Source organism: Enterocloster sp. OA13, from assembly GCF_022440595.1.
GTDB lineage: Bacteria > Bacillota > Clostridia > Lachnospirales > Lachnospiraceae > Enterocloster > Enterocloster hominis.
The window spans coordinates 2,985,045-3,009,577 of record NZ_JAKNTF010000001.1 but is presented as its reverse complement, the minus strand read 5'-3'; the positions used below and the strand labels follow the sequence as shown (position 1 = coordinate 3,009,577).

The 24,533-nt window shown below is 51.9% G+C and carries 18 protein-coding genes; 17 read left to right on the top strand and 1 reads right to left on the bottom strand.

All coding sequences use genetic code 11. The features are described from left to right. Positions 1–113 precede the first annotated feature (113 nt). The 12 genes from MCJ35_RS13310 (at position 114) to MCJ35_RS13255 (ending at position 16,567) form a co-directional block, all read left to right on the top strand. Entirely contained in the window at positions 114–1,754 is a 1,641-nt protein-coding gene (locus MCJ35_RS13310; RefSeq protein WP_025486797.1) for an alpha-glucoside-specific PTS transporter subunit IIBC, read from the top strand. 1 nt (position 1,755) lies between these two features. After that, complete coding sequence (locus MCJ35_RS13305; protein WP_025486798.1) at positions 1,756–3,078, top strand: 6-phospho-alpha-glucosidase; 1,323 nt, start codon at positions 1,756–1,758, stop codon at positions 3,076–3,078. A 16-nt stretch (positions 3,079–3,094) separates the two neighbouring features. Continuing rightward, on the top strand, positions 3,095–4,174 hold the full coding sequence (locus MCJ35_RS13300) for a zinc-dependent alcohol dehydrogenase family protein (RefSeq protein WP_353656071.1): 1,080 nt from the start codon (positions 3,095–3,097) through the stop codon (positions 4,172–4,174). Positions 4,175–4,444: 270 nt separating this feature from the next. Then, positions 4,445–6,133, top strand: coding sequence for a methyl-accepting chemotaxis protein (locus MCJ35_RS13295; protein WP_025486800.1), 1,689 nt, complete (start codon positions 4,445–4,447; stop codon positions 6,131–6,133). Positions 6,134–6,168: 35 nt separating this feature from the next. Further along, positions 6,169–7,653, top strand: a complete 1,485-nt coding sequence (locus MCJ35_RS13290; protein ID WP_240299522.1) for an AAA family ATPase — start codon at positions 6,169–6,171, stop codon at positions 7,651–7,653. A gap of 61 nt (positions 7,654–7,714) precedes the next feature. Further along, the gene (locus MCJ35_RS13285) at positions 7,715–8,557 is read left to right on the top strand and encodes a TrmH family RNA methyltransferase (RefSeq protein WP_025486801.1); all 843 of its coding nucleotides are present in this window, start codon (positions 7,715–7,717) and stop codon (positions 8,555–8,557) included. Then, a complete protein-coding gene (locus MCJ35_RS13280) occupies positions 8,541–9,134 on the top strand; it encodes a TetR/AcrR family transcriptional regulator (protein WP_025486802.1) in 594 nt (197 codons plus the stop codon). The genes MCJ35_RS13285 and MCJ35_RS13280 overlap by 17 nt, the downstream gene beginning before the upstream one ends. Positions 9,135–9,288: 154 nt before the next feature. Further along, a complete protein-coding gene (locus MCJ35_RS13275) occupies positions 9,289–10,809 on the top strand; it encodes an AbgT family transporter (RefSeq protein WP_240299521.1) in 1,521 nt (506 codons plus the stop codon). Positions 10,810–10,830: 21 nt separating this feature from the next. Next, positions 10,831–13,104, top strand: a complete 2,274-nt coding sequence (locus tag MCJ35_RS13270; RefSeq protein ID WP_025486805.1) for a S9 family peptidase — start codon at positions 10,831–10,833, stop codon at positions 13,102–13,104. Next, positions 13,088–14,383 (top strand): amidohydrolase family protein, encoded by a 1,296-nt coding sequence (locus MCJ35_RS13265; protein WP_240299520.1) that lies wholly within the window; start codon positions 13,088–13,090, stop codon positions 14,381–14,383. Before MCJ35_RS13270 ends, MCJ35_RS13265 begins: the two co-directional genes overlap by 17 nt. Before the next feature lie 106 nt (positions 14,384–14,489). Continuing rightward, entirely contained in the window at positions 14,490–14,654 is a 165-nt protein-coding gene (locus tag MCJ35_RS13260) for a DUF255 domain-containing protein (protein ID WP_008717209.1), read from the top strand. 38 nt (positions 14,655–14,692) lie between these two features. After that, positions 14,693–16,567 carry a thioredoxin domain-containing protein gene (locus tag MCJ35_RS13255; RefSeq protein WP_025486807.1) on the top strand — a complete coding sequence of 625 codons (1,875 nt, stop codon included), beginning with the start codon at positions 14,693–14,695 and terminating at the stop codon, positions 16,565–16,567. Between the two features lie 20 nt (positions 16,568–16,587). Here MCJ35_RS13255 and MCJ35_RS13250 read toward each other — a convergent pair whose 3' ends face one another. Further along, positions 16,588–17,586, bottom strand: coding sequence for a LacI family DNA-binding transcriptional regulator (locus tag MCJ35_RS13250; RefSeq protein WP_008717207.1), 999 nt, complete (start codon positions 17,584–17,586; stop codon positions 16,588–16,590). 427 nt (positions 17,587–18,013) lie between these two features. Between MCJ35_RS13250 and MCJ35_RS13245 the strand changes: the two genes are divergently transcribed. The 5 genes from MCJ35_RS13245 (at position 18,014) to MCJ35_RS13225 (ending at position 24,464) form a co-directional block, all read left to right on the top strand. Beyond that, a complete protein-coding gene (locus tag MCJ35_RS13245) occupies positions 18,014–19,231 on the top strand; it encodes a DUF3798 domain-containing protein (protein ID WP_240299519.1) in 1,218 nt (405 codons plus the stop codon). A 105-nt stretch (positions 19,232–19,336) separates the two neighbouring features. Continuing rightward, the gene (locus MCJ35_RS13240; protein WP_025486809.1) at positions 19,337–20,929 is read left to right on the top strand and encodes a sugar ABC transporter ATP-binding protein; all 1,593 of its coding nucleotides are present in this window, start codon (positions 19,337–19,339) and stop codon (positions 20,927–20,929) included. A 2-nt stretch (positions 20,930–20,931) separates the two neighbouring features. Next, positions 20,932–21,972 carry an ABC transporter permease subunit gene (locus MCJ35_RS13235; RefSeq protein WP_025486810.1) on the top strand — a complete coding sequence of 347 codons (1,041 nt, stop codon included), beginning with the start codon at positions 20,932–20,934 and terminating at the stop codon, positions 21,970–21,972. Further along, positions 21,969–23,222 carry an ABC transporter permease subunit gene (locus MCJ35_RS13230; RefSeq protein WP_008717202.1) on the top strand — a complete coding sequence of 418 codons (1,254 nt, stop codon included), beginning with the start codon at positions 21,969–21,971 and terminating at the stop codon, positions 23,220–23,222. The genes MCJ35_RS13235 and MCJ35_RS13230 overlap by 4 nt, the downstream gene beginning before the upstream one ends. 114 nt (positions 23,223–23,336) lie before the next feature. Further along, the gene (locus tag MCJ35_RS13225; RefSeq protein WP_025486811.1) at positions 23,337–24,464 is read left to right on the top strand and encodes an alpha/beta hydrolase family protein; all 1,128 of its coding nucleotides are present in this window, start codon (positions 23,337–23,339) and stop codon (positions 24,462–24,464) included. Positions 24,465–24,533 lie beyond the last annotated feature (69 nt).

Genomic DNA, 24,533 nt, shown 5'->3' with positions numbered 1-24,533 from the left:
TTCCTTAAATGGCCCCGGGCTATTGAACTGGCGCCAGGGACGCGCTAAAATGAAGTCACAAAAGCAAAGACGTCTTGCAGGAAAACATCAATTTCAGATAAGGAGGATGTACATTGAAAGGGGTAATGCAGAAAATACAACGTTTTGGAGGCGCCATGTACACACCTGTGCTGCTGTTCTCATTTGCAGGAATCATGGTGGGCCTGTCCACGTTGTTCATGAATCAGTCAATCTTCGGAAGCCTGTCCGCACAGGAGGGGATGTGGTATAAACTCTGGTACATGATACAGGAAGGGGCCTGGATGGTATTCAGGCAGATGCCCTTATTGTTTGTCATCGGGCTTCCCATCGGCCTTGCTAAGAAACAGAATGCCAGATGTGTCCTGGAGGCATTTGTCATCTATGTCACATTCCAGTATTTCCTTTCCGCGGTGCTGGACTTCTGGGGAACCGGGTTCGGTGTGGACTTTGGGGCGGAAATCGGAGGCACCAGCGGCCTGACCATGATCTGCGGCATAAAGACCCTGGACACCGGGATGCTTGGGGCGTTAATCATATCAGGTATTGTGGTGTTTATCCATAATAAATATTTTGATACGGAGCTGCCAGAGTGGCTTGGCATATTTTCCGGTTCCAGCTTTGTTGTGATTATCGGTTTTTTTATCATGCTTCCCATGGCGTTCCTGTTTGCAGGGCTGTGGCCCAAGGTACAGGCAGCCATGCTGATGCTTCAGGGATTCTTCAAGGCCAGCGGCACCATCGGGGTGGGACTTTACGCGTTCTGCGAGAAAATCCTTCTGCCCACGGGCCTGCATCATTTCATCTATGCCCCGTTTACCCTGGATTCAGCTGTGGTGCCTGGAGGAATCGAGGCGTACTGGGCCCTTCACCTGAATGAATTTGCAGCCAGCACCCTTCCCCTTAAGGAGTTGTTCCCGGCAGGAGGGTTTGAGCTGTTCGGCAATGCCAAGGTGTTTGCGCCGATTGGCATCACACTTGCCTTTTATACAACGGCTAAGAAGGAAAAGAGGAAACAGGTCCTGGCCCTGATGGTACCGGCTGCCCTGACCGCCATGCTGACCGGAATCACGGAGCCCATTGAATTTACATTCCTCTTCATTGCTCCGGTGCTCTTTGTGGTCCATGCACTTTTATGTGCCTGTATCAATGCGGCCATGTATATGGCGGGGGTGTCAGGGGCATTTGGAAACGGCCTGATTGCCTGGCTTTCCCTGAACTGGATTCCGCTTGGCAGGAACCACTGGCATACATATGTGATACAGATTGTGGTAGGTCTTGTGTTTTCGCTGATATGGTTCCTGGTATTCAGTTTCCTGATTAAAAGGTTTAATTTCCTGACACCCGGACGTGAACAGGAGGATGCACAGGCCAGGCTCTATACCAAGAAGGATTATAAGGAAAAACTGGCAGACAGCGGCTCCTTATCCTATGCGGCGCATATCCTTTCCTACCTTGGGGGAAAGGACAATATCATCGATGTGACCAACTGCGCCACAAGACTGCGGGTCAATGTAAAGGACGGGAAGCTGGTGCATCCCTCGGATGATTTTAAAAGAATAGGCGCCCATGGACTGAGCATAAACGGCACGGCGGTACAGGTGATTGTGGGGCTTAAGGTGCCGAAGGTAAGGGAAGAATTTGAGGAATGTCTGGGAAAGAGTGAGGAAGAGTTAAAGCGGCTTTGTCCGGAGCAGGAAAATCCGGGCCAGCCAGACAACAGAAAGGAAGGATGAAATGAGACAGTTTTCGATTACCATTGCAGGCGGAGGAAGTACATTCACACCAGGCATCATCATGATGCTGCTGGACCATCAGGAGGAATTTCCCATCCGGAGGCTGTGCCTCTATGACAATGACAGGGAACGCCAGGCAGTCATTGGGCAGGCCTGCGGAATCCTGCTTAAGGAGCGGGCGCCGCAGATGGAGTTCTCTTATACCGTGGACCCGGAGGAAGCATTTACAGGTACGGATTTCGTGATGGCCCATATCCGTGTGGGCAAGTATGCCATGCGGGAAAAGGATGAGAAGATCCCGTTAAAGTACGGGGTGGTGGGACAGGAAACCTGCGGACCGGGAGGCATCGCCTACGGGATGCGCTCCATTGGCGGGATCCTTGAAATCCTGGATTATATGGAACAATACAGCCCCAATGCATGGATGCTTAATTACTCCAATCCGGCGGCGATTGTGGCGGAAGCAACCAGAAGGCTCAGGCCGGGTTCCAGGATCATCAATATCTGCGACATGCCCCTTGGGATCATGGTAAGGATGGCAAAAATCCTTGGAATCAGTGAAAAGGACCTGGATATCAGCTATTTTGGACTGAACCATTTCGGATGGTGGACCCAGGTGAAGGATAAGGACGGCAATGACCTGATGCCCCGGCTTAAGGAGTATGTAAGGGAAAATGGATATGACATCAATATTGAAACCGACCAGCATGCGGACCAGAGCTGGCATGAGACATTTCTAAAGGTACGGGATGTGTACGCGGTTGATCCGGATACACTGCCCAACACATATCTGAAATACTACCTGTACCCGGATTACGTGGTGGCGCATACGGATCCGCACCATACCAGGGCCAACCAGGTGATGGAGGGAAGGGAGAAGGAGGTTTTCTCAGCTGCCAGGGATATCATTGAGACAGGCAGCGCCAAGGGATGCGGGTTCATGGCGGATGACCATGCCTCTTATATCGTGGACCTGGCAAGGGCGCTGGCTTTTAACACAAAGGAAAAAATGCTGCTGATTGTACCCAATGAAGGGGCGATTGAGAACTTTGACCCGGAAGCAATGGTTGAGATTCCCTGCATCGTGGGCAAGGATGGCTATGAGAAAATCAGCCAGGGAAGGATACCGCAGTTTCAGAAGGGCATGATGGAACAGCAGGTCAGTGTGGAGAAGCTGGTGGTGGAGGCGTGGATGGAAGGAAACTATCAGAAGCTGTGGCAGGCTCTGACCCTGTCAAGGACCGTGCCCAGCGCGGCCGTGGCAAAGAAGATACTGGATGACCTGATTGAGGCAAACCGGGAATACTGGCCGGAGCTTCATTAGGGGAAAATCATGGGGAATGATGGAAAATAATGGAAAATCATGGGGAAACCATGAGAAAGGACGAAAGGCTGATTATATGAAAAGTGCGGTATTTTACGGGAAACATGATTTGAGGATTGAGGATTCCAAAATGCCGGAAGCAGGTCCGGGGGATGTGATGATCCAGGTAAAGGCATGCGGTGTCTGCGGCACGGACGTCCACATATATGAAGGGGATAAAGGCGCGGCAGAGGTAACGCCGCCAACCATACTGGGCCATGAGTTTTCGGGGATTGTGGTGAGGGCCGGGGAACTGGCCCGGCGTTATAAGCCTGGGGACCGGGTGTGCATTGACCCGAACCGCTATTGCAAAAGCTGCGGGCCATGCAGGAACGGCTATGCCCATTTCTGTGAACACATGACAGGATATGGGACAACTGTAAATGGGGGCTTTGCGGAGTTCTGCGCGGTGGATGAGGGCCAGGTCTATCTTCTGGGGGAGCGCACCACCTTCCAGCAGGGAGCCATGGCGGAACCTGTGGCATGCTGCCTGCACGGGATTGATATGTGTGGGATTCAGCCGGGACACCAGGTGGTCGTGATCGGGGGCGGCATGATAGGGCTTTTGATGGTGCAGCTGGCCAGGCTGGCCGGCGCAGCCAGGATTGCCCTGGTGGAACCGGTGGAATCCAAGCGGATGACGGGAAAGGCCCTGGGGGCGGATGTGTGCATTGATCCGGTCCATGAGGATGTAAAGGCCGCCCTGAAGGCCAATGGCCTTTGCTGGGTCCAGGCCGTCATCGAGTGTGTGGGACGGCCGTCTACCATCAGCCAGGCCATAGAGATAGCAGGACCAAAAGGAACCGTGATGATGTTCGGCCTTACCGGGCCGGATGAGCAGATTGCGGTAAAACCCTTTGAGATATTCCGTAAAGAACTGGAACTGAAATCCTCCTATATCAATCCATACACACAGCAAAGGGCGCTGGACCTGATTGACTCAGGAAGGATAGACGTCAGCAGCATGGTGGCAGAAGTATGCGGCCTTGATAAGCTTAAAGACATCCTGTCCGAACAGGAACTGAGGGCGAAGGGAAAGTATATCATCGCACCGTGAATCACACCGGAAAAGCGGCGGACAGGCTTGGTTTTTACTTCTGTGATTTTACCAGCTTTACAAGATTTTACCGGCTTCACAGGATTTAATAAGCATCTGTGCAGGGCATCAGGATAGGGTGCCCTGCTTATTTTTTATGATTTTATGTGTCATTTCCTCCTGCGGTTGATATTTCTCCAATGCTTTGCTATACTTAGGGCGGTGTTAATATGGTTTAAGGAAAACAGACTGATTAGTATGGCCTTTATAAGGCAGCAGGAGATGTCACGGATGAAGAATATGAAGCTTGGAAAAAAACTGGTTATATCATATGCGGTATTGCTTATCTTACTTGTTGCAGGAACCGCTGTGAGCATCATCAACCTGGTAAGTTTAAGCCGCCAGATTGAGGTGTTTTACGATGGCCCGTTCCTTGTGAAGGGCAGCGCCAATATCATCAATTCCAATTTTGAACGGATGCAGAAGGCAGTATACCGGACCATCGTCAATGAGGATGAAGCCCTCATATCTGAGGCAATGGAAAATGCCAAGGCCTCTGCCCAGGAAATAGAGAATCAGATTCCCTTTGTGCGGGAGCATTTTAAGAGTGACCAGCAGATTGTTGACCGGCTTGAGGACCAGCTTGACCGGCTGGCGCCCATGAGGGAGACAGTAATGTCCCTGGCCAGCCAGAACAGGAATAAGGAAGCCGTTGCATATATGGAGGCCAATAACATCCCCACCATAAAAGCCGCCCAGGCAGAGCTGGACCTGCTGATAGAAAACAGCAATTTAAAAGGCGAAGAGCTGATATCCGGTTTGCGCCAAAGCCAGATAAAGGCCATATTCATGTTGGGTGTCCTGGGCATTGGCAGTGTCCTGGCCAGCCTTATGTTCAGCACCTATATTACCAGATCCATCACTGTGCCGGTTGCCGAGCTGGAGCAGGCGGCAGAGAATCTGGCCCACGGCAACCTGAATGCCGCCGCTATCCAGTATACCTCCAGGGATGAACTGGGTTCCCTGGCCGAAAGCATGCGCAGGGCATCCGGCACCCTTAAGTCAATTTTGCACGACGAAGGGTATCTTTTGGGCAGGATGGCAGAAGGGGATTTTGCCGTACAGAGCAGGGTACCGGAGCAGTATGAGGGTGATTTTATCAAGGTGCTTGACTCCATAAGGCAGATAGAAGACTCTTTGAGCAATACGCTGTCACAGATTAACCTGTCTTCCGACCAGGTGGCATCTGAAGCCAGCCAGGTGTCATCCGGCGCCCAGCTCCTTTCGCAGGGGGCGGCGGAACAGGCGGCATCCATTGAAGAACTGGCAGCAAACATCATGAGTATTTCCGGCCAGGTGAAAGAGAATGCGGATCATGCCGGGGAGGCAAGCCAGAGGGCCGGTGCAGCCGGGGATGAGACGGAAGAAAGTAACCGCAGGATGCAGGACATGATGGCAGCCATGGCGGACATAAGCAGCAGTTCCCGTGAAATCGGTAAAATCATCAAGACAATTGATGACATAGCGTTCCAGACCAATATCCTGGCGCTGAATGCGGCTGTGGAAGCTGCAAGGGCGGGCGAGGCCGGAAAAGGATTTTCCGTGGTCGCGGAGGAAATACGCAACCTGGCAATCAGATCGTCAGAGGCATCTAAGAATACAGCATCACTGATCATGGCTTCCCTGGACAGCATACGGGCCGGTACGGATATAGCGGATGAGACTGCCCGTTCCCTCGAAACGGTACTTGATAGCGTACGGCTTGTGACGGAGAGCGTGGGACGGATTGCCGCCGCCTCCAGGCAGCAGGCGCTGTCCATCCGCCAGATTGAGAAGGGGATTGACCAGATATCCGATGTGGTGCAGACCAATTCCGCAACAGCGGAAGAAAGCGCGGCTGCCAGTGAGGAGCTGTCGGCCCAGGCACAGTTCCTGAAATCACTGACAGGGCAGTTCCGTCTGAAGCCGGATAAGCTTTAAAATATATGGGTAATAAGCAAGGGAGGATTCATACAATGCCGGTATTTGATTTCAATCATACACCAGATAAGAAACAGGAGTGCGTATGCACCTACACGGTGCTACGTTCCAATGAAACAACCGCAACCCCGGAAAGGCCCATGGTGGTCCTGGATAACAGCAGGCGGGCATGGAAGCATCATTCCTGCGGTGTGTTTGCCAACCAGGCCAGGCAGACGGCCTTTGAATTCAATGAGAAGGACGGGACATTTCCGGCGGATATCCTGCAGGTTGACGCCCGTTTCATCAGCCTTCTCAAGTGGCTGGGGGAAAACCACATCAGCGTGCGTCTGTCCGGCCAGAACCGGGAAGATGGGTATGCGGTTTATAAGATACGCGAAGTGGCCTTTGGGGGCGGGACCAAACTTTCTGCCGAGGATGGTTTCCTCCAGTTCATGATAGACAGGCTGCTGGCAAGCAGCGCCCCGGCGGATGAGCTGGAAGAGGAAGAGCAGGAGGTGGGCGGCGACAATATGAAGCTGACCAGCCTGCAGAGCATATCGGATTTCATGAACTGTGCCGGCAGGACCCTTCCTGACAATATCCGGCTCTGGGCCAGGAGGAACCTTGCCGTTGCACGTTCCCATGAAGTCACCCCGGAAGAGAGGCGCCATGCCCAGCGTGCCCTCTCCATCATGATGAACATCCAGTGGAAAAATAATTATTTTGAGTCCATTGATCCCCAGGAGGCCCGCCGTATCCTGGATGAGGAGCTTTACGGCATGGAGCGGGTGAAACAGCGGATCATTGAAACCATCATACAGATTAACCGTACCCACACCCTTCCCGCGTACGGTATGCTGCTGGTGGGGCCTGCCGGAACCGGCAAGTCGCAGATTGCCTATGCGGTGGCCCGTATCCTGAAGCTTCCGTGGACGACCCTTGATATGAGTTCCATCAATGATTCGGAACAGCTCACCGGCAGTTCCCGTATCTATACGAATGCAAAGCCGGGCATCATCATGGAGGCATTTTCCATGGCAGGGGAATCCAACCTTGTTTTTATCATCAATGAGCTGGATAAGGCGTCCTCGGGCAAGGGCAGCAGCAATCCGGCGGATGTCCTGCTGACCCTTCTGGACAATCTTGGGTTTACCGACAACTATATTGAGTGCATGATACCCACCGGAGGCGTCTACCCCATTGCCACTGCCAATGATAAGAGCCAGATCAGCGCGCCCCTGATGTCCCGCTTTGCAGTGATAGACATCCCTGATTATACGCCGGAGGAAAAGAAAATCATATTCTCAAACTATTCACTGCCCAAGGTCCTCAGGCGCATGGGGCTGGCTGAACAGGAATGTGTGGTGCCCCCGGATGCCGTTGACGCGGTGATTGAAAAGTATTCCAACACCACGGGAATCCGTGATTTGGAGCAGGCGGCGGAACACATGGCTGCCAATGCGCTTTACCAGATAGAGGTCAACCATGTCCCGTCTGTTACCTTTGACGCGGGGATGGTGCGTAGACTTCTGGGATAGACGGCCGGATTAGCGCAGATATGCCCGGATATCTGACAGATTATGGATTAGGAGGAGGTTTATGCCGAATATCATTGAAATAACGGATTTTTCCGCCCCGGAACTGGATATCTACGCCCGGCTCACGGAAGGACAGCTTTTAAACCGCCATGAGCCGGAAAAAGGGATTTTCATCGCGGAAAGTCCCAAGGTCATAGAGCGCGCCCTGGACGCGGGATGTGTCCCCATATCCCTGCTGATGGAAACCAGGCACGTGGGGACACAGGCCAGGGATATCATACAGCGCTGCGGGGAGATACCTGTTTATACCGCTGAATTTCACGTGCTTACGCAGCTGACTGGATTCCACCTGACCCGGGGGATGCTGTGCGCCATGTACCGCCCGCCGCTGCCGGGTTTAGAGGATATCTGCGGGGGCGCCCGCCGGATTGCAGTGCTGGAAAATGTGATGAATCCCACCAATATAGGGGCTGTTTTCCGCTCTGCAGCTGCCCTGGGCATGGACGCCGTCCTGCTGACGGCCGCCTGCAGCAACCCGCTGTACCGGCGTGCCATCCGGGTGAGCATGGGGACTGTCTTCCAGATTCCGTGGACCATCCTGGACAGCCGGTGTTCCTGGCCCCAGCCGGGAATCAGCCGGCTGCGCGGGATGGGTTTCAAGACGGCGGCAATGGCTCTTGGCGATGATTCCATCTGCATTGACGATGCGGGGCTGATGGCGGAAGATAAACTGGCAGTCATCCTGGGGACAGAAGGGGACGGGCTGTCAAAAGAAACCATTGCGGACTGCGATTACACGGTCCGTATCCCCATGTCCCACGGCGTGGATTCCTTAAATGTTGCAGCGGCAAGCGCGGTTATGTTCTGGCAGATTGGGAGGGCTTTCCATGAGGACGAAGGATGAGGAAAATGAACACAGACAGCGCCAGCTGATTCTGAACACGGCCTGGCGGCTTTTTTATAAAAAGGGTTACCAGAACACCACCATGGGGGATATATTGAAGGAGGCCAGGTGTTCCAAAGGACGTTTTTATTATTATTTCCATGCAAAGGCAGAGCTTCTGGACTCCCTCTATGAGATCTTTGACCAGAAATACATCGAATTATACGACAGGATTGACAGGGAAGCCAGTACCATGGAGCAGCTATTACAGATCAACCGGTATATGTTCGGATTCCTGTCTGATGAGATTGGCGCGGAGCTTTTGACCAGCCTGTATATAAGCCAGCTTTCCGGAACAACGGGAATCTCCTTCTGGGGGGAGGAGCGAGCGGTAAGAAGGATTTTTTCCGCTATCGTGATCCGGGGGCAGGAAAAGGGGGAGCTGACCGATGCCCTGGATCATGAACAGATTGTGACGCACATCATTGAGGAGGAGAGGAGCCTGCTGATTTCCTGGTGCCTGTCAAAGGGAAGTTATGGCCTGACGGAAGTCAGCATGCCGAAATTGGAGCGTTTTTACCTGGGTTATGTTAAATAAAGAAAGTAAAGCAGGCAAAAATATTAAAAAAACAGGGAAATTCTGTAGAAAAATTAAGAATGGCAAGAATTCAATTGCGCCATTCTTATTTTTTTACTATAATAAGACCACGGTCTAAAAAAGAAAATGAAGATACCGAAGGAGGAAAGCGCATATGAGTGAAAAAGCGTTGGGAAAGAAAAAAGGGGGAAAGGTGCTGGATTGCATTGAGAGGGTGGGAAATCAGCTTCCCCATCCTTATATACTCTTTTTATGGCTGTGCCTGATCCTGGCCATGGTCAGCTGGGCATGCAGCCTGGCCGGAGTGAGTGTAATCAACCCTACGACAGGGGATGTGGTGGTGTCCAACAGCCTGATCAGCAAGAACGGGTTTATCTGGCTCTTAGAGAACCTGCTGTCCAATTTCCAGGGTTTCTCACCGCTGGGCCTTGTACTTGCCATGCAGATTGCCATTGGCTTTGCTGAAAAGGTGGGGCTTCTGACCACTGCCATGCGCCGGGCCATATTAGGGGTGCCTCTCTGGTGCCTTACGGCAACCGTGCTTTTCCTGGGCATCAACGGGAGCATTGCCTCAGAAGCCTCCATCATTGTTGTCCCGGCTCTGGCTGCGGCTGCGTTTGAATCAGTGGGGATGCATCCTGTGGCAGGGCTTTTGGCTGGTTATGCTGCTACTAACGCAGGTTTTACGGCCTGTATCATTGTAGCCGGCACGGATGTGCTGCTCTGCGGTGTTACCGAGACAGCTGCCAGGCTCATTGACCCGTCCATGACGGTGAATGCTGCCTGTAACTGGTATTTTATGATTGTATCCGTGTTTACACTGACTGCTGTGGGAGTATTTGTCAACAAAAAGTTCATCGTCCCCCGTCTGGGAACCTATCGCGGTTCAGGAAACAGTGCGGGCGAGGATAAGGTGACGGATAGACAGGGGAAGGCGCTGCGGGCAGCGGGGATATTCAGCATCCTTTTCATTCTTGCCTTTGCCCTGATGGTCATACCGCAGGGAGGAATCCTGCGGGCGGAGGATGGTTCTATTCTAAATGGGCCTTTAATCGCGGGACTGGTCCCTATCCTGATTATCTATTTTATCCTGGTTGGCGTTGTTTACGGTGTTGTGGCCGGAACCCTGAAAAGCAGTTCCGATGTGCCTTTATTCATGGCCCAGGCCCTGGAGGGGATGACAGGATACATTGTGCTGGTATTTGTCATTGCCCAGTTCATCAATATGTTCAGCTATACGAATCTGGGAATGATCATTGCTGTTAAAAGCGCGGATGCCCTTCGGGCGGCGGGCTTCACCGGTATCCCACTGATGCTGTTCTTCATCCTGTTGTGCTGCGTTGTCAATCTGTTCATGACAAGCGGTTCAGCCAAGTGGTACATATTTGCCCCTATCCTGGTGCCGATGATGATGATGCTTGGGTATAGCCCTGCATTCGCCCAGGTAATCTACAGGATTGGTGATTCCTGTACCAATGCAATCACCCCGATTTATCCTTATATACCAATCGCAATCGGCATGGCGAAAAAGTATGACAAGGACTTTGGCATGGGAAGCCTGATTTCCATGATGCTCCCATATTCCATTGCATTCCTGGCTGTATGGGTAATCCAGATGATAGTATGGGTGGTCTTTAACCTGCCCCTTGGCCCAGGCGCTTCGGTTTTCTTGTGAAATATTCCTTAGGAGAATGAGATGATGGATTTAATTGATAAATACAGGGCCGCAGAAAAGATGCTGCCCTGGAACACCAGGAAAATGGTGCTTAACGGCTGTCCACAGATCCGGTGGACAGGGCCGGATGAATTTACCTATACCCGCCAGGTGTGGGTGCAGGGTGGGGACGGATATGGGCCGGAAAGCACAGTTGGGGATGGGATGGAAGAGGTGACGGTGCTGGTCAGCGCATTGACGGGGGAAGAGAAGATATGCAGGGAGGATGGAACGGTGTCCAGGTCCCTTAGGCCCGGTTCTGCTGTCCCTCAGTCCCTTAGGCCCGGTTCTGTTGTCCCTCAGTCCGCCGGGTCCACGATTCCCATGTCCCCGGTCACCATGTCCCCGGACGGAAGATACGGACTGTTTACCAGGGAACACAACCTTTACCTCAGGGAAAAGGACGGGGCGGAAACCCAGCTGACCAGTGACGGTGAGGCACTGTGCGGATATGGGTGCTATGTGGATATCTACAGCCAGGTTACGGTAAAAAGGCAGGGATATGTGGAGCATCCCCTGGTGGTGTGGAGTCCGGACAGCCGCTATTTCATCACATACCGCGCAGACCGCCGGAAGGTAAAGAGCCTGTATTTGATAGAGTCCTATTCAGATTCGGCCTGGGATGTCAGGCCAAGGCTTAGGGAATATCCATGCCCCTTTGCCGTGGATTCCGATGAGGAACTGCCTCATTTCCAGCTTTTCGTGGGCGATGTCAAGGAAAAGAAAATGGTCATGGTGGATGCTCCGCCCTATCTGGATCCGGTCTTCACATCCGGGGAAAAGAGTTTTGTGCGCTGGCTGGATTGCAGCAGCTTTTATTTTACATGGTTTGGCCGCGGCTATCAGGAGGGACGGCTTTATCTGGCAGAGGCAGGGAACGGCAGGACACGCCTTATTGTAAGGGAAAGGACAGACACATTTTTAAACCTGGGCGCCTTTGGGCAGCTGGATGGATTTGGCAGCTACCAATTTTCCAATTTTGTTACTACAGACAGGAAGCTGGCCTTCTGGCAGAGCGAAAGAAGCGGATATGCCCATTTATACCGTTATAATGTGGAAACAGGTGACTGTGAAGGAGACCTATTCCCCGAATCGGACAGGTCGCTGATTGCCCAAAAACTGGTAAAGGTAGACGAAGGCTCTAAAAAGATTTACTTTATGGCCAATCATGTGCCTGAATGCTCAGACCCTCTTTATTATCAGCTTTACGTGGTTTCCTTTGACGGAAAATACCTTAAAAGGCTTACCCCGGAGGATGCGGTACACCAGGTCAGCATGGGGGAGCATACCTTCGTGGACACCTATTCCAGGGTGGACGCTGAGCCGGTTACGGTAATCAGGGCATTGGACGGTACATTGATCAGGGAACTGGAGCGGGCGGATGTGACCGGACTCCTGGCCAATGGATACCGGTACCCGGAACGGTTCACGGTCCTGGCGGACGACGGGGTTACGCTGCTTTATGGTATTCTTGTGCGGCCATCGGGCTTTGAAGCCGGGAAGGAGTATCCGGTGATTGATTATGTCTACGGAGGCGCCCAGCTATATAATGTACCGCGCGGATTTACCTGGGATAATGCCATGGGCAGGGAAGTCATGGGAGGGCTGCAGGAATTTGCCCAGCTGGGGTTTGCAGGAATCATATTGGACGGCAGGGGAACACCCGGAAGAGGAAAGGCGTTCCATGATTTCAGCTGGAAGGGGATTCATGAATGTGCAGGACTCAGGGACCATGTAAGCTGTCTTCCTGCGCTGAAGGAACGTTTTCCTTTCCTTGATCTGAAGCGGGTGGGCATCTGGGGCAATTCAGGAGGCGGATACGCCACCGTATCAGCCATGCTGCAATATCCGGATGTATATAAGGCCGGTGTGGCGTCCGCCGGGAATTATGACCAGAGGATGTATGAAAATTCCTGGACGGAGCGGTATTATGGGCGATATGAGGAAGAACTGTATGGGAAGGGGGACATAAGCCGCCTGGCATCTAATCTGAAAGGAAAGCTTTTCCTGGCCTGCGGCGCCATGGATGACAATGTAAGCATGTCCCAGACCCTGAGACTCTGCGACCGTCTGATACAGAACAATAAGGATTATGAGTTTCTTATCCTTCCAAGGGCCAACCACAATGTGCCCGGGGATTTATATTTCATCCGGCGCAAACTGGACTTTTTCGTACGCCATCTCCTTGGGGAGGAACCGCCGGAGTTTGAATTTAAGGATGCGGGTCAGGGAGGTCTGGATGAAACAACAGCGTAAAATAATCCTGTGTGGACGTCTCTATGATGGAGTCACACGGGAATGGAAACAGAATTGGAAAATCCTGGTGGATGGTGCATTGATTGCAGCAGTGGGTCCGCAGGTTCCCCGCCCGGAGGATGCGGCGGAGATTGATCTGTCAGACTGCCAGGTGACACCGGGAATGATAGACGCCCATATGCACATGGATTATATTGACTGGCATACAATCCGGGAAGAAGTCTATACCACCAGCGAGGAGGCCAAGACCCTGGCCATTGCCCGCTGTGCCAGGATGGCCCTGGGCCGCGGGTTTACAACGGTCCGCCATGTGGGCGGCATTACCAGCAATGGCTATGGCGTCCTGGATGTAAAGGAGTTTATTGAGCGTGGGTACATGCCGGGGGCGCGGATCGTGGCAGCGCCGGTGTTTCTGTGTACCGCCGGCAGCCATGGGGATTTAAGCCAGGGCTTTGCCCGCAACCCGGAACTTTCCGCATACATGCAGAAGCAGAGGCCCGGGCTTGGAAGCGGCAAAGCATTTTTTGCCAATGCGGTCCGGGAACAGGTAAAATACGGGACGGATTTCATTAAAATCATGGCAACCGGAGGATTCTTCACACCCTATGATTCACCTGTACAGCAGCAGTTGAAGGATGAAGAGCTGGAGGCCATCATTACCACGGCCCATGAACTGGGGAAGACAGTGACGGCCCATGTATATACCAGGGAACTGATGCAGAAGCTGATCCGGTTTGGGATTGACGGAATGGAGCATGGAAGCCTGATGGACAGGGAGACGGCTGCAATGATGGAAGATAAGGGAATCTATCTGGTTCCCACATTTTCCCCTTATGAGGAAGCGGTCCATTATGACCCGGAGAAAATAAAGGATAAACAGCCGGAGTTCAGGAAAAAGCTGGAACTTTATAAGGATGCCCTGAGGGCTGGCAGAGAAGTTATCTGCAGCAGCAGGATACGTCTGGGATACGGAACTGATTTTGTGGCAACCCATCAGAATTATGAAAGCGGCTATGAATATGAGGCCTGGATGAACAGCGGCATGTCTCCCTTTGACGCCCTGGAGGCGGCCACCAGGACAAATGCAGGCATCCTGGGGCTGGAGGATAGGATCGGCACTGTCGAACCGGGCAAATATGCAGACCTGGCTGGCTGGAAACGAGACCTGATGACTGACATGAAGGCACTGCTGGACTGTAGCTTTGTCATGAAGGAAGGGATTACCTACGGGAATTTACTGCAGGAGGACGGCGGGTCATATCCGCCAGGGAATAATTAAGGGACAAACCGGGGAAGCTAACTGAGGAAAATCAATAGCAAATAAGCCAAAGAGGATATGTATGCAGCCGCAGACATATCCTTTTTCTGAGAAAGGAGGTGGTCCCGTGGACAATCATAAGAATGAACCCAATAGGTTAATCAATGAAAAATCACCCTACCTGCTGCAGCACGCATATAATCCGGTGCAGTGGTATCCGTGGGGGGAGGAGGCATTTGAGAAAGCAAGGTCGCAGGATAAGCCTGTTTTCCTATCTATTGGGTATAGCTGACGGTCCGCAGGAAAAGTACATGTCACTGGTGCCATGTGATGGAACGGGAGTCCTTTGAAAATGAAGGGATTGCCGGGATTTTAAACAGGGGCTATATCTGTATTAAGGTGGACCGGGAGGAACGGCCGGATGTGGATTCCGTATACATGTCGGTCTGTCAGGCCATGAACGGGCAGGGCGGGTGGCCGCTGACCATCATCATGACGCCTGACTGCAGGCCGTTTTTTTCCGGGACCTATTTTCCGCCCAAAGCGCGGTATGGCAGGGTGGGACTGGAGGAACTGCTGGCAGCGGTGTCGGCGCAGTGGAAGGGGGGACGGGAACGGCTCCTTGAGGGTGCGGGCCGGATAGAGGCCTTTTTAAAGGAACAGGAACAGGCGGATGTGTCGGCAGAACCGGGATTGGAAGTAGTGCACCGGGCCTTCAGGCTCTTTGGGGATGGTTTCGATAAAATGAATGGAGGCTTTGGCCAGGCGCCTAAGTTCCCCACGCCCCACAACCTTATGTTCCTGATGGAATACGGGGTAAGGGAAAACAAACCAGGGGCAGTGGACATGGCGATGGATACCCTGGTACAGATGTACAGGGGAGGGATTTTTGACCACATTGGCGGCGGTTTTTCCAGATATTCCACGGATGAACAGTGGCTGGTGCCCCATTTTGAGAAAATGCTTTATGACAATGCCCTGCTGGCGATGGCCTATGCAAAGGCATACGGCCTTACCGGGCGGGGGCTGTATGCCCGTGTGGTGCAAAGAATCCTTGGTTATGTGGAAGCGGAACTGACCCATGCTTCAGGAGGCTTCTACTGCGGGCAGGATGCGGACAGCGATGGCGTGGAGGGCAGGTATTATGTGTTCACGCCTGAGGAAATAAAACAGGTGCTGGGGTCGGAAGATGGGGCGGACTTCTGCAGTCAATTTGGGATTACCGGAATAGGAAACTTTGAAGGAAAGAATATACCGAATCTGCTGGGAAATGAGGATTACGAGACTGCCGGGAAGGAAGCCTCCCGCAGGAAGTTATATGAATACCGTATCCGCAGGGCGCATCTCCACAAGGATGATAAGATCCTGGTCTCATGGAACGGATGGATGATATGCGCATGTGCAATGGCCGGGGCAGTGCTGGGCGCAGGGCAGTATGTGGATATGGCTGTACGGGCTGAGGCATTTATCAGGACACACCTTGTGAAGGATGGGCGTCTGCTGGTGCGCTACCGGGACGGGGATGCCGCGGGCCAGGGGAAACTGGATGACTATGCCTGTTATGCGCTGGCGTTGCTGGAACTGTACGAAGTCACATTTGGGACTGGTTATCTGGAACAGGCGGTTTACTGGGCGAAAACCATGGTCCTGCAATTCTTTGACCGGGAACGCGGCGGTTTCTATCTGTATGCAGAGGACGGGGAGCAGCTGATCGTAAGGACAAAGGAAGCCTATGACGGGGCGGTGCCGTCAGGAAATTCTGCGGCTGCACGTGTACTTCAGCAGCTGGCCCAGATTACAGGAGAGGTGCAGTGGCAGGAGATACTGGATAAGCAGCTTCGCTATCTGGCCGGCGCCATGGCCGGATATCCACCGGGCCACAGCTATGGGCTGCTGGTCATGATGGATGTGCTGTATCCGACAAAAGAACTGGTGTGTGTCCTGTCCCCATCTTATGCCGGGGAAGAGCGGACACGGCTGCTGGCCAGGCTCGGCTGTCTGGGGCAGACTACACCGGGATTGTCGGTGACCGTAAAAACAGAAGACAATGCACAGGCACTTGGAGAGCTGGCCCCTTATACCAGGGATTATCCGCTTCCTGGAAAAGGGGCAGCGTTTTATCTCTGCAGCGGCGGCAATTGCATGCCAATGGTTACGGAGCTGGAGGAGGTTGTGGATAAGCTGCAGGGCTTAATGGATTATTAGGATGCGGACCGCCATGGGGCTTACGTGCTGCCGCGGATGATCAGCCTGCCTTTGTACAGACGGTCATCCGGCGTCTCACCGTTGGCCATACAAAATAATGCATCCGCAACTTCGGATGCAAAGTCCGGGATCCCGCTGTCGATGGTGGTTAACTCCGGGGTTGTTATCTGGGAACTGGCAATATTGCCTGAACCCACAATGGCAATATCATCGGGAATGCGCAGGTTCAGTTTCCTGATGCACTGCATGACCTGGGCAGCCATATGGTCATCGCTGGCAACAAAGGCGGTTGGGCGTTGGCTGGCATTGTAGGAGGTCATGATATAAACCACATCCTCCAGAAGGCTTGCCTCCGACTGCGTGTGCCTGCAAAAGAAATCCGGGTTGACTTCGATGTGATTGGCCTGAAGGGTTTCGGAATACGCCCTTGCCCGGAAATCATCACCGTCAGCCCCGGTTGCCCTGTATTTTAATGGGGCAACGAAGGCAATCCGTGTGTGCCCTTTCATGATTAAATAATTCAATATCTGTTTCACATCATTATAAATATCAGGAGCCCGGATGACAATCCTTGGATCAAGGCCTATATATTCGCGGCTCTGATATAATATCAGCGGTATCCCGTTCTGGACAATCCGGTTCAGCTGTTCAGCCGTAAAAGCATTGCTTGCCATGAATATGGCAGCGAACCGTCCTTCTATCAATCTGTTAATGAAAGTATCCTCCTTCTGGCTGTAAAACAGACAGGAGAAATACCCCTTTTGGAATAACTGAGCTGAAAGCTCTTCATACAATTCTGCCTGTAAGGTATCCCCAACCAGTGCAATCTGGTTGGAACGGTTGGTCCTAAGGCTTTTAGCAAAAACATTGGGGGTGTATTCAAGCTCTTTTACAGCTTTCAGGACAGCCTCCCGTTTTTCCTGGCTTACATAATTGGAATCATTAATAACATACGAAACAACTGCCGGGGAAACTCCTGCCAGTTTCGCGACATCATTACGTGTGACCTTTTGCCTCATGGATATACTCGCTTTCTAACCTGTTTGGAACTATTGAAAGTACCTGGATATTTTTCCAATTTATTTTATCATAGTTTTAAAGTTTGCGCCAGATGAATGTTGGCATTTTTATAAACTCGAGTATATAAATATGGGAATCGTGGTGTAATATAAGTGATATGTCAAATTTACAAAACAGATACAAAAATAAAAACCATAGTAAAAATTGATTAATTTGTTTATATAATTGGATAAAAAAACGTTAATATATAAAAAATACACAAAAATATCGTGCTCTTACTCTGAAATCCCCTTTTTGATAAATAAAAATAAAATATAAATTCGTGTCGATATTTTATTGACAGCCGTCTGGTATATATGCTAGAATGTAATTGCTTACATACATGTATGGTTGTGGAAATAGTACAATGATCAGGAGGAGAAGAATATGTTGAAAAAATTTTTAGCAACAGCACTTGCGGTATCTATGGTTGCAGGTATGACGGCATGCGGTTCAAGCCCAGAACCAGCTGCCCCTGCAGCGGCAAAGGACACGGCGGCAGAGGCACAGGAACAGACGGAGGCAGCGCCGGAGGATGCATCCGGAACTTATAAGATCGGACTGATGATCAGTCCCCTGGCAACCCGTGAGGAATATTACAGGACGGCTGAACTGCTGGTTGAAAAGCATGGATTGGATAAGTTCATCATGGATGTTTTTCCTGAGGACCCGCAGAATGAGCAGGAGGTTACGATCTCCAAAGCGTTAAATATTGCCATGGACCCGGATGTAAAGGTGATGATATTTGATAATGCGGATATCGGTACCATTGCAACGGTGAATAAGATTAAAGAAGAGCGCCCTGACATTAAGTTCCTGTTTGGTTCCCTGAATGAAGACGTATATGAGATGGCTAAGGTTGGGGACCTGTTACTGACCATTGACCCGGAGTTATACGGGAAGGCAGTTGCACAGATGGCGGTTGACACAGGCGCAAAGGTTTTTGTTTTCTACAGCTTTGCCCGCCATATGAGCAATTCCATGAAGGTCCGCTACAGGGATTCCATGCAGGAAGTATGCGAGGCAAACGGAGTCAAGTTTGAGCAGGTTACGATGCCGGATCCTGCCGGTGATGCAGGAATCAGCGGCGCGCAGCAGTTCCTTTTGGAAAACATACCGTCCCTGATGCAGCAGTACGATACCAAGGATGTTGCCTATTTTGCAACGGTCAGCACGATTCAGGAGAGCATGTTAAAGGCGGTTGTGGAAAACGGCGGCATCTATCCATGCCATACGGACCCGTCACCATTCAGCGCATTTTCCGGCGCCCTTGGCCTCGAGGTGGATGATGAACATAAATACGATGCAGAGTACGTGACAAAGCTGATTTCCGATAAGCTGGGTGAGTATGATATGAACGGAAGGGTTGGGGGCTGGGATAAGTCCTATATCCGCTGCGAGCTTGAATTCCTGTTCCAGTATGCGGTTGACTATTGCGACGGCAAGGTGAACGAGGTGGATGGCCTTCCTGACGTGGAAGAAGTAAAGAAGCTGATGAAGGATATTTATGGGGACAGCGTCACATATCAGAACTGTGTGAATGACCAGACAGGCGAGGAGTATAAAAACTGGTACACTGTTTCAAGGGATATGTATATATTCTAATTGGTAACAGGCAGGCCCTTATATAGGGCCTGCAGGCATGCTGCCGCTGGCGGCATGCCATGGCAGCACAGTTATATCATGAACAGGGTTTGTCAGGAGAAAAGAATGCAGAATATAATTCTGGAAATGAAAAATATCGAAAAAGAATTCAATCGGAACAAGGTGCTCAAAGGCGTCAGCCTGCAGGTGGGCAAAGGCGAGATCGTTTCCCTGGTAGGGGAGAACGGGGCTGGAAAGTCCACGTTGATGAATATCCTGTTTGGGATGGCCAGTATTGTGAATACCGGGGGATATGAGGGGCAGATCATATGGGAAGGACAGCCCGTACAGATGGCATCGCCTGGACAGGCCATGAACCTGGGCATTGGAATGGTGCATCAGGAGTTCATGCTGCTTCCGTCCTATACAGTAACCGAGAATGTAAAGCTGAACCGTGAAAATACGAAGCCCAATGTGGTCAGCCGCATAGTGGGCAACAGCATGAGCACCCTGGACCGCAGGCACATGAAGTCGGATACAAAGGAAGCCCTGGATAAGATCCATCTGAAGGTGGACCCGTCCACAGTGGTTGGAAGCATGTCCGTGGGCTATAAGCAGTTTGTGGAGATAGCCAGGGAAATCGACAAGAAGAATATCAAATTAATCGTGTTTGATGAGCCGACGGCCGTCCTGACCGACATGGAATCCACCTGGCTGTTGGATACGATCAGGGAGATTTCGGCGGCCGGGGTTGCCGTAATCTTCATCAGCCATAAGCTGGATGAGGTTATGGGGATATCGGATAAGATTGTGGTGCTCAGGGACGGGGAACTGGTGGACACCATCGGAAAAGGGGAAGTGGATGTGGTGGGGCTGGCAAAGCTGATGGTGGGAAGGAATGTTGACTTTTCAGCCATTGCAGGCAGGCCCGTGGAGGAGATTGAAAAAAACGGCCCGATTATGCAGATTAAAGGTCTGAGCGTTAAGATGCCCGGGGAGAATGTGAAGGGCGTTGATATTGATATACATAAGGGTGAGATACTTGGGTTCTGCGGCCTGGCAGGGCAGGGGAAGCTTGCCATTGCAAACGGGATAGCCGGTTTATACCCCGCCTTCGGGGAAGTCATATATAAAGGGAAGAAACTTCCCTTTGGCCGTCCGCTGGAAGTCCTTAAGGACGGAATCGGCTTTGTATCCGAGGACCGCAGCGGAATCGGCCTGCTTATGGATGAAAGCATCCGGATGAATATCTGCCTGCTTGCGATGCAGATTAAAAACAGGTTTTTCAAATCCTATGGATTCTTCCGCCAGCTGGACCGGAGGACCATGAAACGTACGGCTGACGACATGGTCAGGGAGCTGGGGATTAAGTGCGTGAACAGCGAGCAGCACCCGTCGGATTTAAGCGGCGGGAACCAGCAGAAGGTCTGTATTGCCAAGGCAGTGGTATTTGAACCGGATATGCTGTTTGTGTCTGAGCCTACCCGGGGGATTGATATAGGCGCCAAGAAGGTAATCCTGGATTATCTCCTGACCCTGAACCGGGAAAAGGGTATCACCATTGTCATTACATCCAGCGAGCTGGTGGAGCTGCGTTCCCTGTGCGACCGGATTGCGGTGGTCTATGACGGCCGTGTGAAAAGCGTATTGAAACCAACGGATTCGGATGAGACATTCGGCCTTTTGATGTCCGGCCTGGACGCATTGGAGGTACAGTGATAATGAAAGTCAAAATGATTAAATATATCGAAGATTTCGGATTTACAAGGATTGTGGCTGTAACCTTTTTCCTTGTGGTGGCTGCCATGGTCCCGATGCTGGGCCTGAATACGGCAACCCTGTTTTCCCAGGCATTTACACGGATGGCAATGAACGGCGTCCTGGTACTTACCATGGTGCCTATCATGGTATGCGGGGCAGGCATGAACTTTGCGCTTCCCATCGGCATTATCTGCGGACTCATCGGCGGTCTTATCAGCCTTAACCTGAAACTGACCGGGCTTGCCGGCTTTGCGGCTGCAATCATATGCTCCATCCCGTTTTCCCTGGTGTTTGGATACCTTTACGGGCTGCTTATGAACCGGGTCAAGGGTTCTGAGATGATTATTGCCACCTATGTGGGTTTTACCATGATTTCCATCATGTGTATTGTCTGGCTGTTCGTTCCCCTTAACAACCTGGTCCTCAGGATGCAGATGGGACGCGGCGTGAGGAAGGATGTTACATTGGCGGAATACTGGGCGGATATCCTGGACGGGTTCCTTCCAATCCATCTGGGGGACCTGGTCATTCCGACGGGTACGTTCCTGTTCCTTTTTGCCATGTGCTTCCTGATGTATCTTTATATGCATTCCAAGACAGGTACCATGATGCGGGCCGCGGGACAGAATCCCGGACTTGCCCGGGCGAACGGCATCAATGTTGACAGGATGAGGATATGGGGTATTACCCTGTCCACGGTCCTTGGCGGTATCGGTATCCTGGTATATGCCCAGAGCTTTGGATTCCTGCAGTTTTATGATTCGCCGAAAATGATGTCGTTTTCCGCAGTGGCCGCAGTACTGATCGGAGGGGCTTCCAATAAAAAAGCGTCTATTTTTAACGTATTGTTTGGCGTCATGATATTCCAGGGGCTGCTCACATTGTCCCTGCCGGTGGCCAATGTTATTCTGCCGGAAAGCAATATCTCGGATATTGTAAGGATGATTATTAGCAATGGTATTATTCTGTACGCGTTAGGAAAGGGCTCGAGGCAAAAATGAATCAGATAAAAAAATGGATTTCAGAAAATATTGTGGTTTTATTCTTTTGTATGCTGTGTATTGCGGCATATACCATTGCGGGACAGAATCCCTATGTGGTTGCCAGCGACCTGATTAACCGTGTCATGAGGAACAGCATCATGGTCCTGGCCCTTATCATACCCATCCTGACCGGCATGGGACTGAACTTCGGAATCGTGGTGGGAGCCATGAGCGCACAGGCAGCCCTTATCTTCGTGACGCACTGGCGGCTTACGGGCGTGGCCGGAATCGCGGCGGCGCTGGTGATGTGTACAGCGGTTTCCGTGCTCTGCGGCTATCTTCTGGGCAGGCTGTTCAACCGGACAAGGGGCCAGGAAATGATTACCGGAATGATTGCGGGCTATTTTGGCCAGGGCATATACCTGCTGATTTTCCTGGTGCTTCTTGGGACTGTGATCCCGTTCTGGGACGACCAGCTGAGTATCAGCACAGGCATCGGCGTGAAGGACACCCTGAACCTGCAGGAGGGGATGAAAGGCGCCCTGGATGCGGCGTATAAGCTGCCCCTTTCCACTGTGTGCATCATCGGGTTTGCCATATTCACTGTCTATACCGGGTATCGGCTTTGGAAAGCAGGGGATGAGGAACAGAAAGCAGGGCGCAGGGGCAGGATTGTAAGGTGGGCAGGTCTTGGAATCCTGCTGGCGGCGCTGCTGGTGATTCCAGTGACCTCAGCCGTTATCCGCAGATGCAGTATTCCGGTCATCACCCTGATTTTTATCCTGCTGGTGAGCCTGCTGTGCCAGTTTGTCATGAACACGAAGCTGGGGCAGGATTTCAGGAGCGTCGGGAACGATATCCATATAGCGGAGTCCGCAGGCATCAATGTGAACAGAATACGTATCATTGCAACCATATTTTCCACGGTCCTGGCATCCTGGGGGCAGTTTGCCTTCCTGCAGAACATGGGTACGTTCAGTACTTATACGGCCCAGCAGAATGTGGGAACCTTCTCCATCGCCGCACTGCTGGTGGGAGGCGCGTCCATTGACCGGGCCAATGTAAAACAGGCATTTATCGGCGTGGTGCTGTTCCAGCTGCTGTTTCTGCTGGCTCCGGCCGCCGGTACGAAGATTTTCAATGACAGCCAGGTGGGGGAATATTTCCGTACCATTATCTCAAACGGCGTCATCGCCGTGGCACTGGTGCTGCACGCAATGCATAAAGCCCAGGAAAATGCAAAGGCAGCGGCGGAAGCGGAAGTCTAGGGCGCGCTTGAAAGTGGCTTTCCGCCGGATGCCCTAAGGGGGTACTTCTGGCGGATTCCTTAGGGCGGACGGCGGGAATGAATGAAATGAATATAAGAAAAAGGAGAATCCCAAATGATATATAGACCAGAAAACAAGAGGAATGTCCCCTCATTATTTACCTGTCTTGACGGAACAGAGGTGAAAACAGCAGAGGACTGGACAGGGAAACGCAGACCGGAAATCTTGGAGATTTTAAGGAGGGAAGAGTATGGGCGTCTTCCTGATATGGGTGACGTACAGATCAACATACGCGTGGCCGCTGTCAGGCAGGGCGGGAAAATCATGAACGGACGGGCCATCCGTAAGACCGTGGAGGTTGAGGCGGTCCGCGGGAACCGGAATTTCATTTTCACCTTCGAGGTGTTTATTCCCGTGAACGCGGATAAGCCGGTTCCGGCTTTTGTGGAAATCTGCAACAGGGGCACGATGAACTGTGACCCCGCAAGGGAGTTTTACAGTTCCTTCTATCCGGCCGAAACCATCATCTCCAGAGGCTATGCATGCGCCGTGTTCAGGACCCAGGAGGTGGCCCCGGATTATGAAGAGGGGTTTTCCATCGGCTTTCACAGGCTGTTCCCGGAATACCAGGATTCCCGCCCGGACGATGCATGGGGGACCATTACTGTATGGGCCTGGGCTGCAAGCCGGGTAATGGATTACTTTGAAACAGAGCCGCTGATTGATGAGAAAAGGGCTGCCGTTGTAGGCCATTCCAGGGGAGGTAAGACAGCCCTGTGGTGCGGGGCCCAGGATGAGCGGTTTGCAATGGCTGTCAGCAGCTGTTCCGGAAACAGCGGGGATGCAATCTCCCGGGGAAAAACAGGAGAGAGCATCGGACAGATACTGGACCGTTTCCCGTTCTGGTTTGCGAAAAATTATCAGAAGTATGCGGGCCATGAAGAGGAGATGCCCTTTGACCAGCATTTCCTGGTAGCGCTGATGGCGCCCAGGATGGTTTATACGTCAACAAAGACCAATGACAGCTGGGCCGATCCTGCTTCTGAGTTTGAATCCCTGGTCCAGGCATCGCCTGTCTATGGGCTGTTCGGTCTTAAAGGACTGGACAGGACGGAGCCGCCCCTGCCGGAGAACCCGCTTCATGAAGGCAGTATGGGGCATCACCATAAAACCGGGGACCATGATATGGACGAGTATGATTGGAACCAGTATATGAATTATGCGGATATGCATATGGTGTGATAGGGGAGAGGATATGGTTAATGAAGGCCGCTGGTACATACCGGCGGCCTTTTTGCTAATGATTTAGAA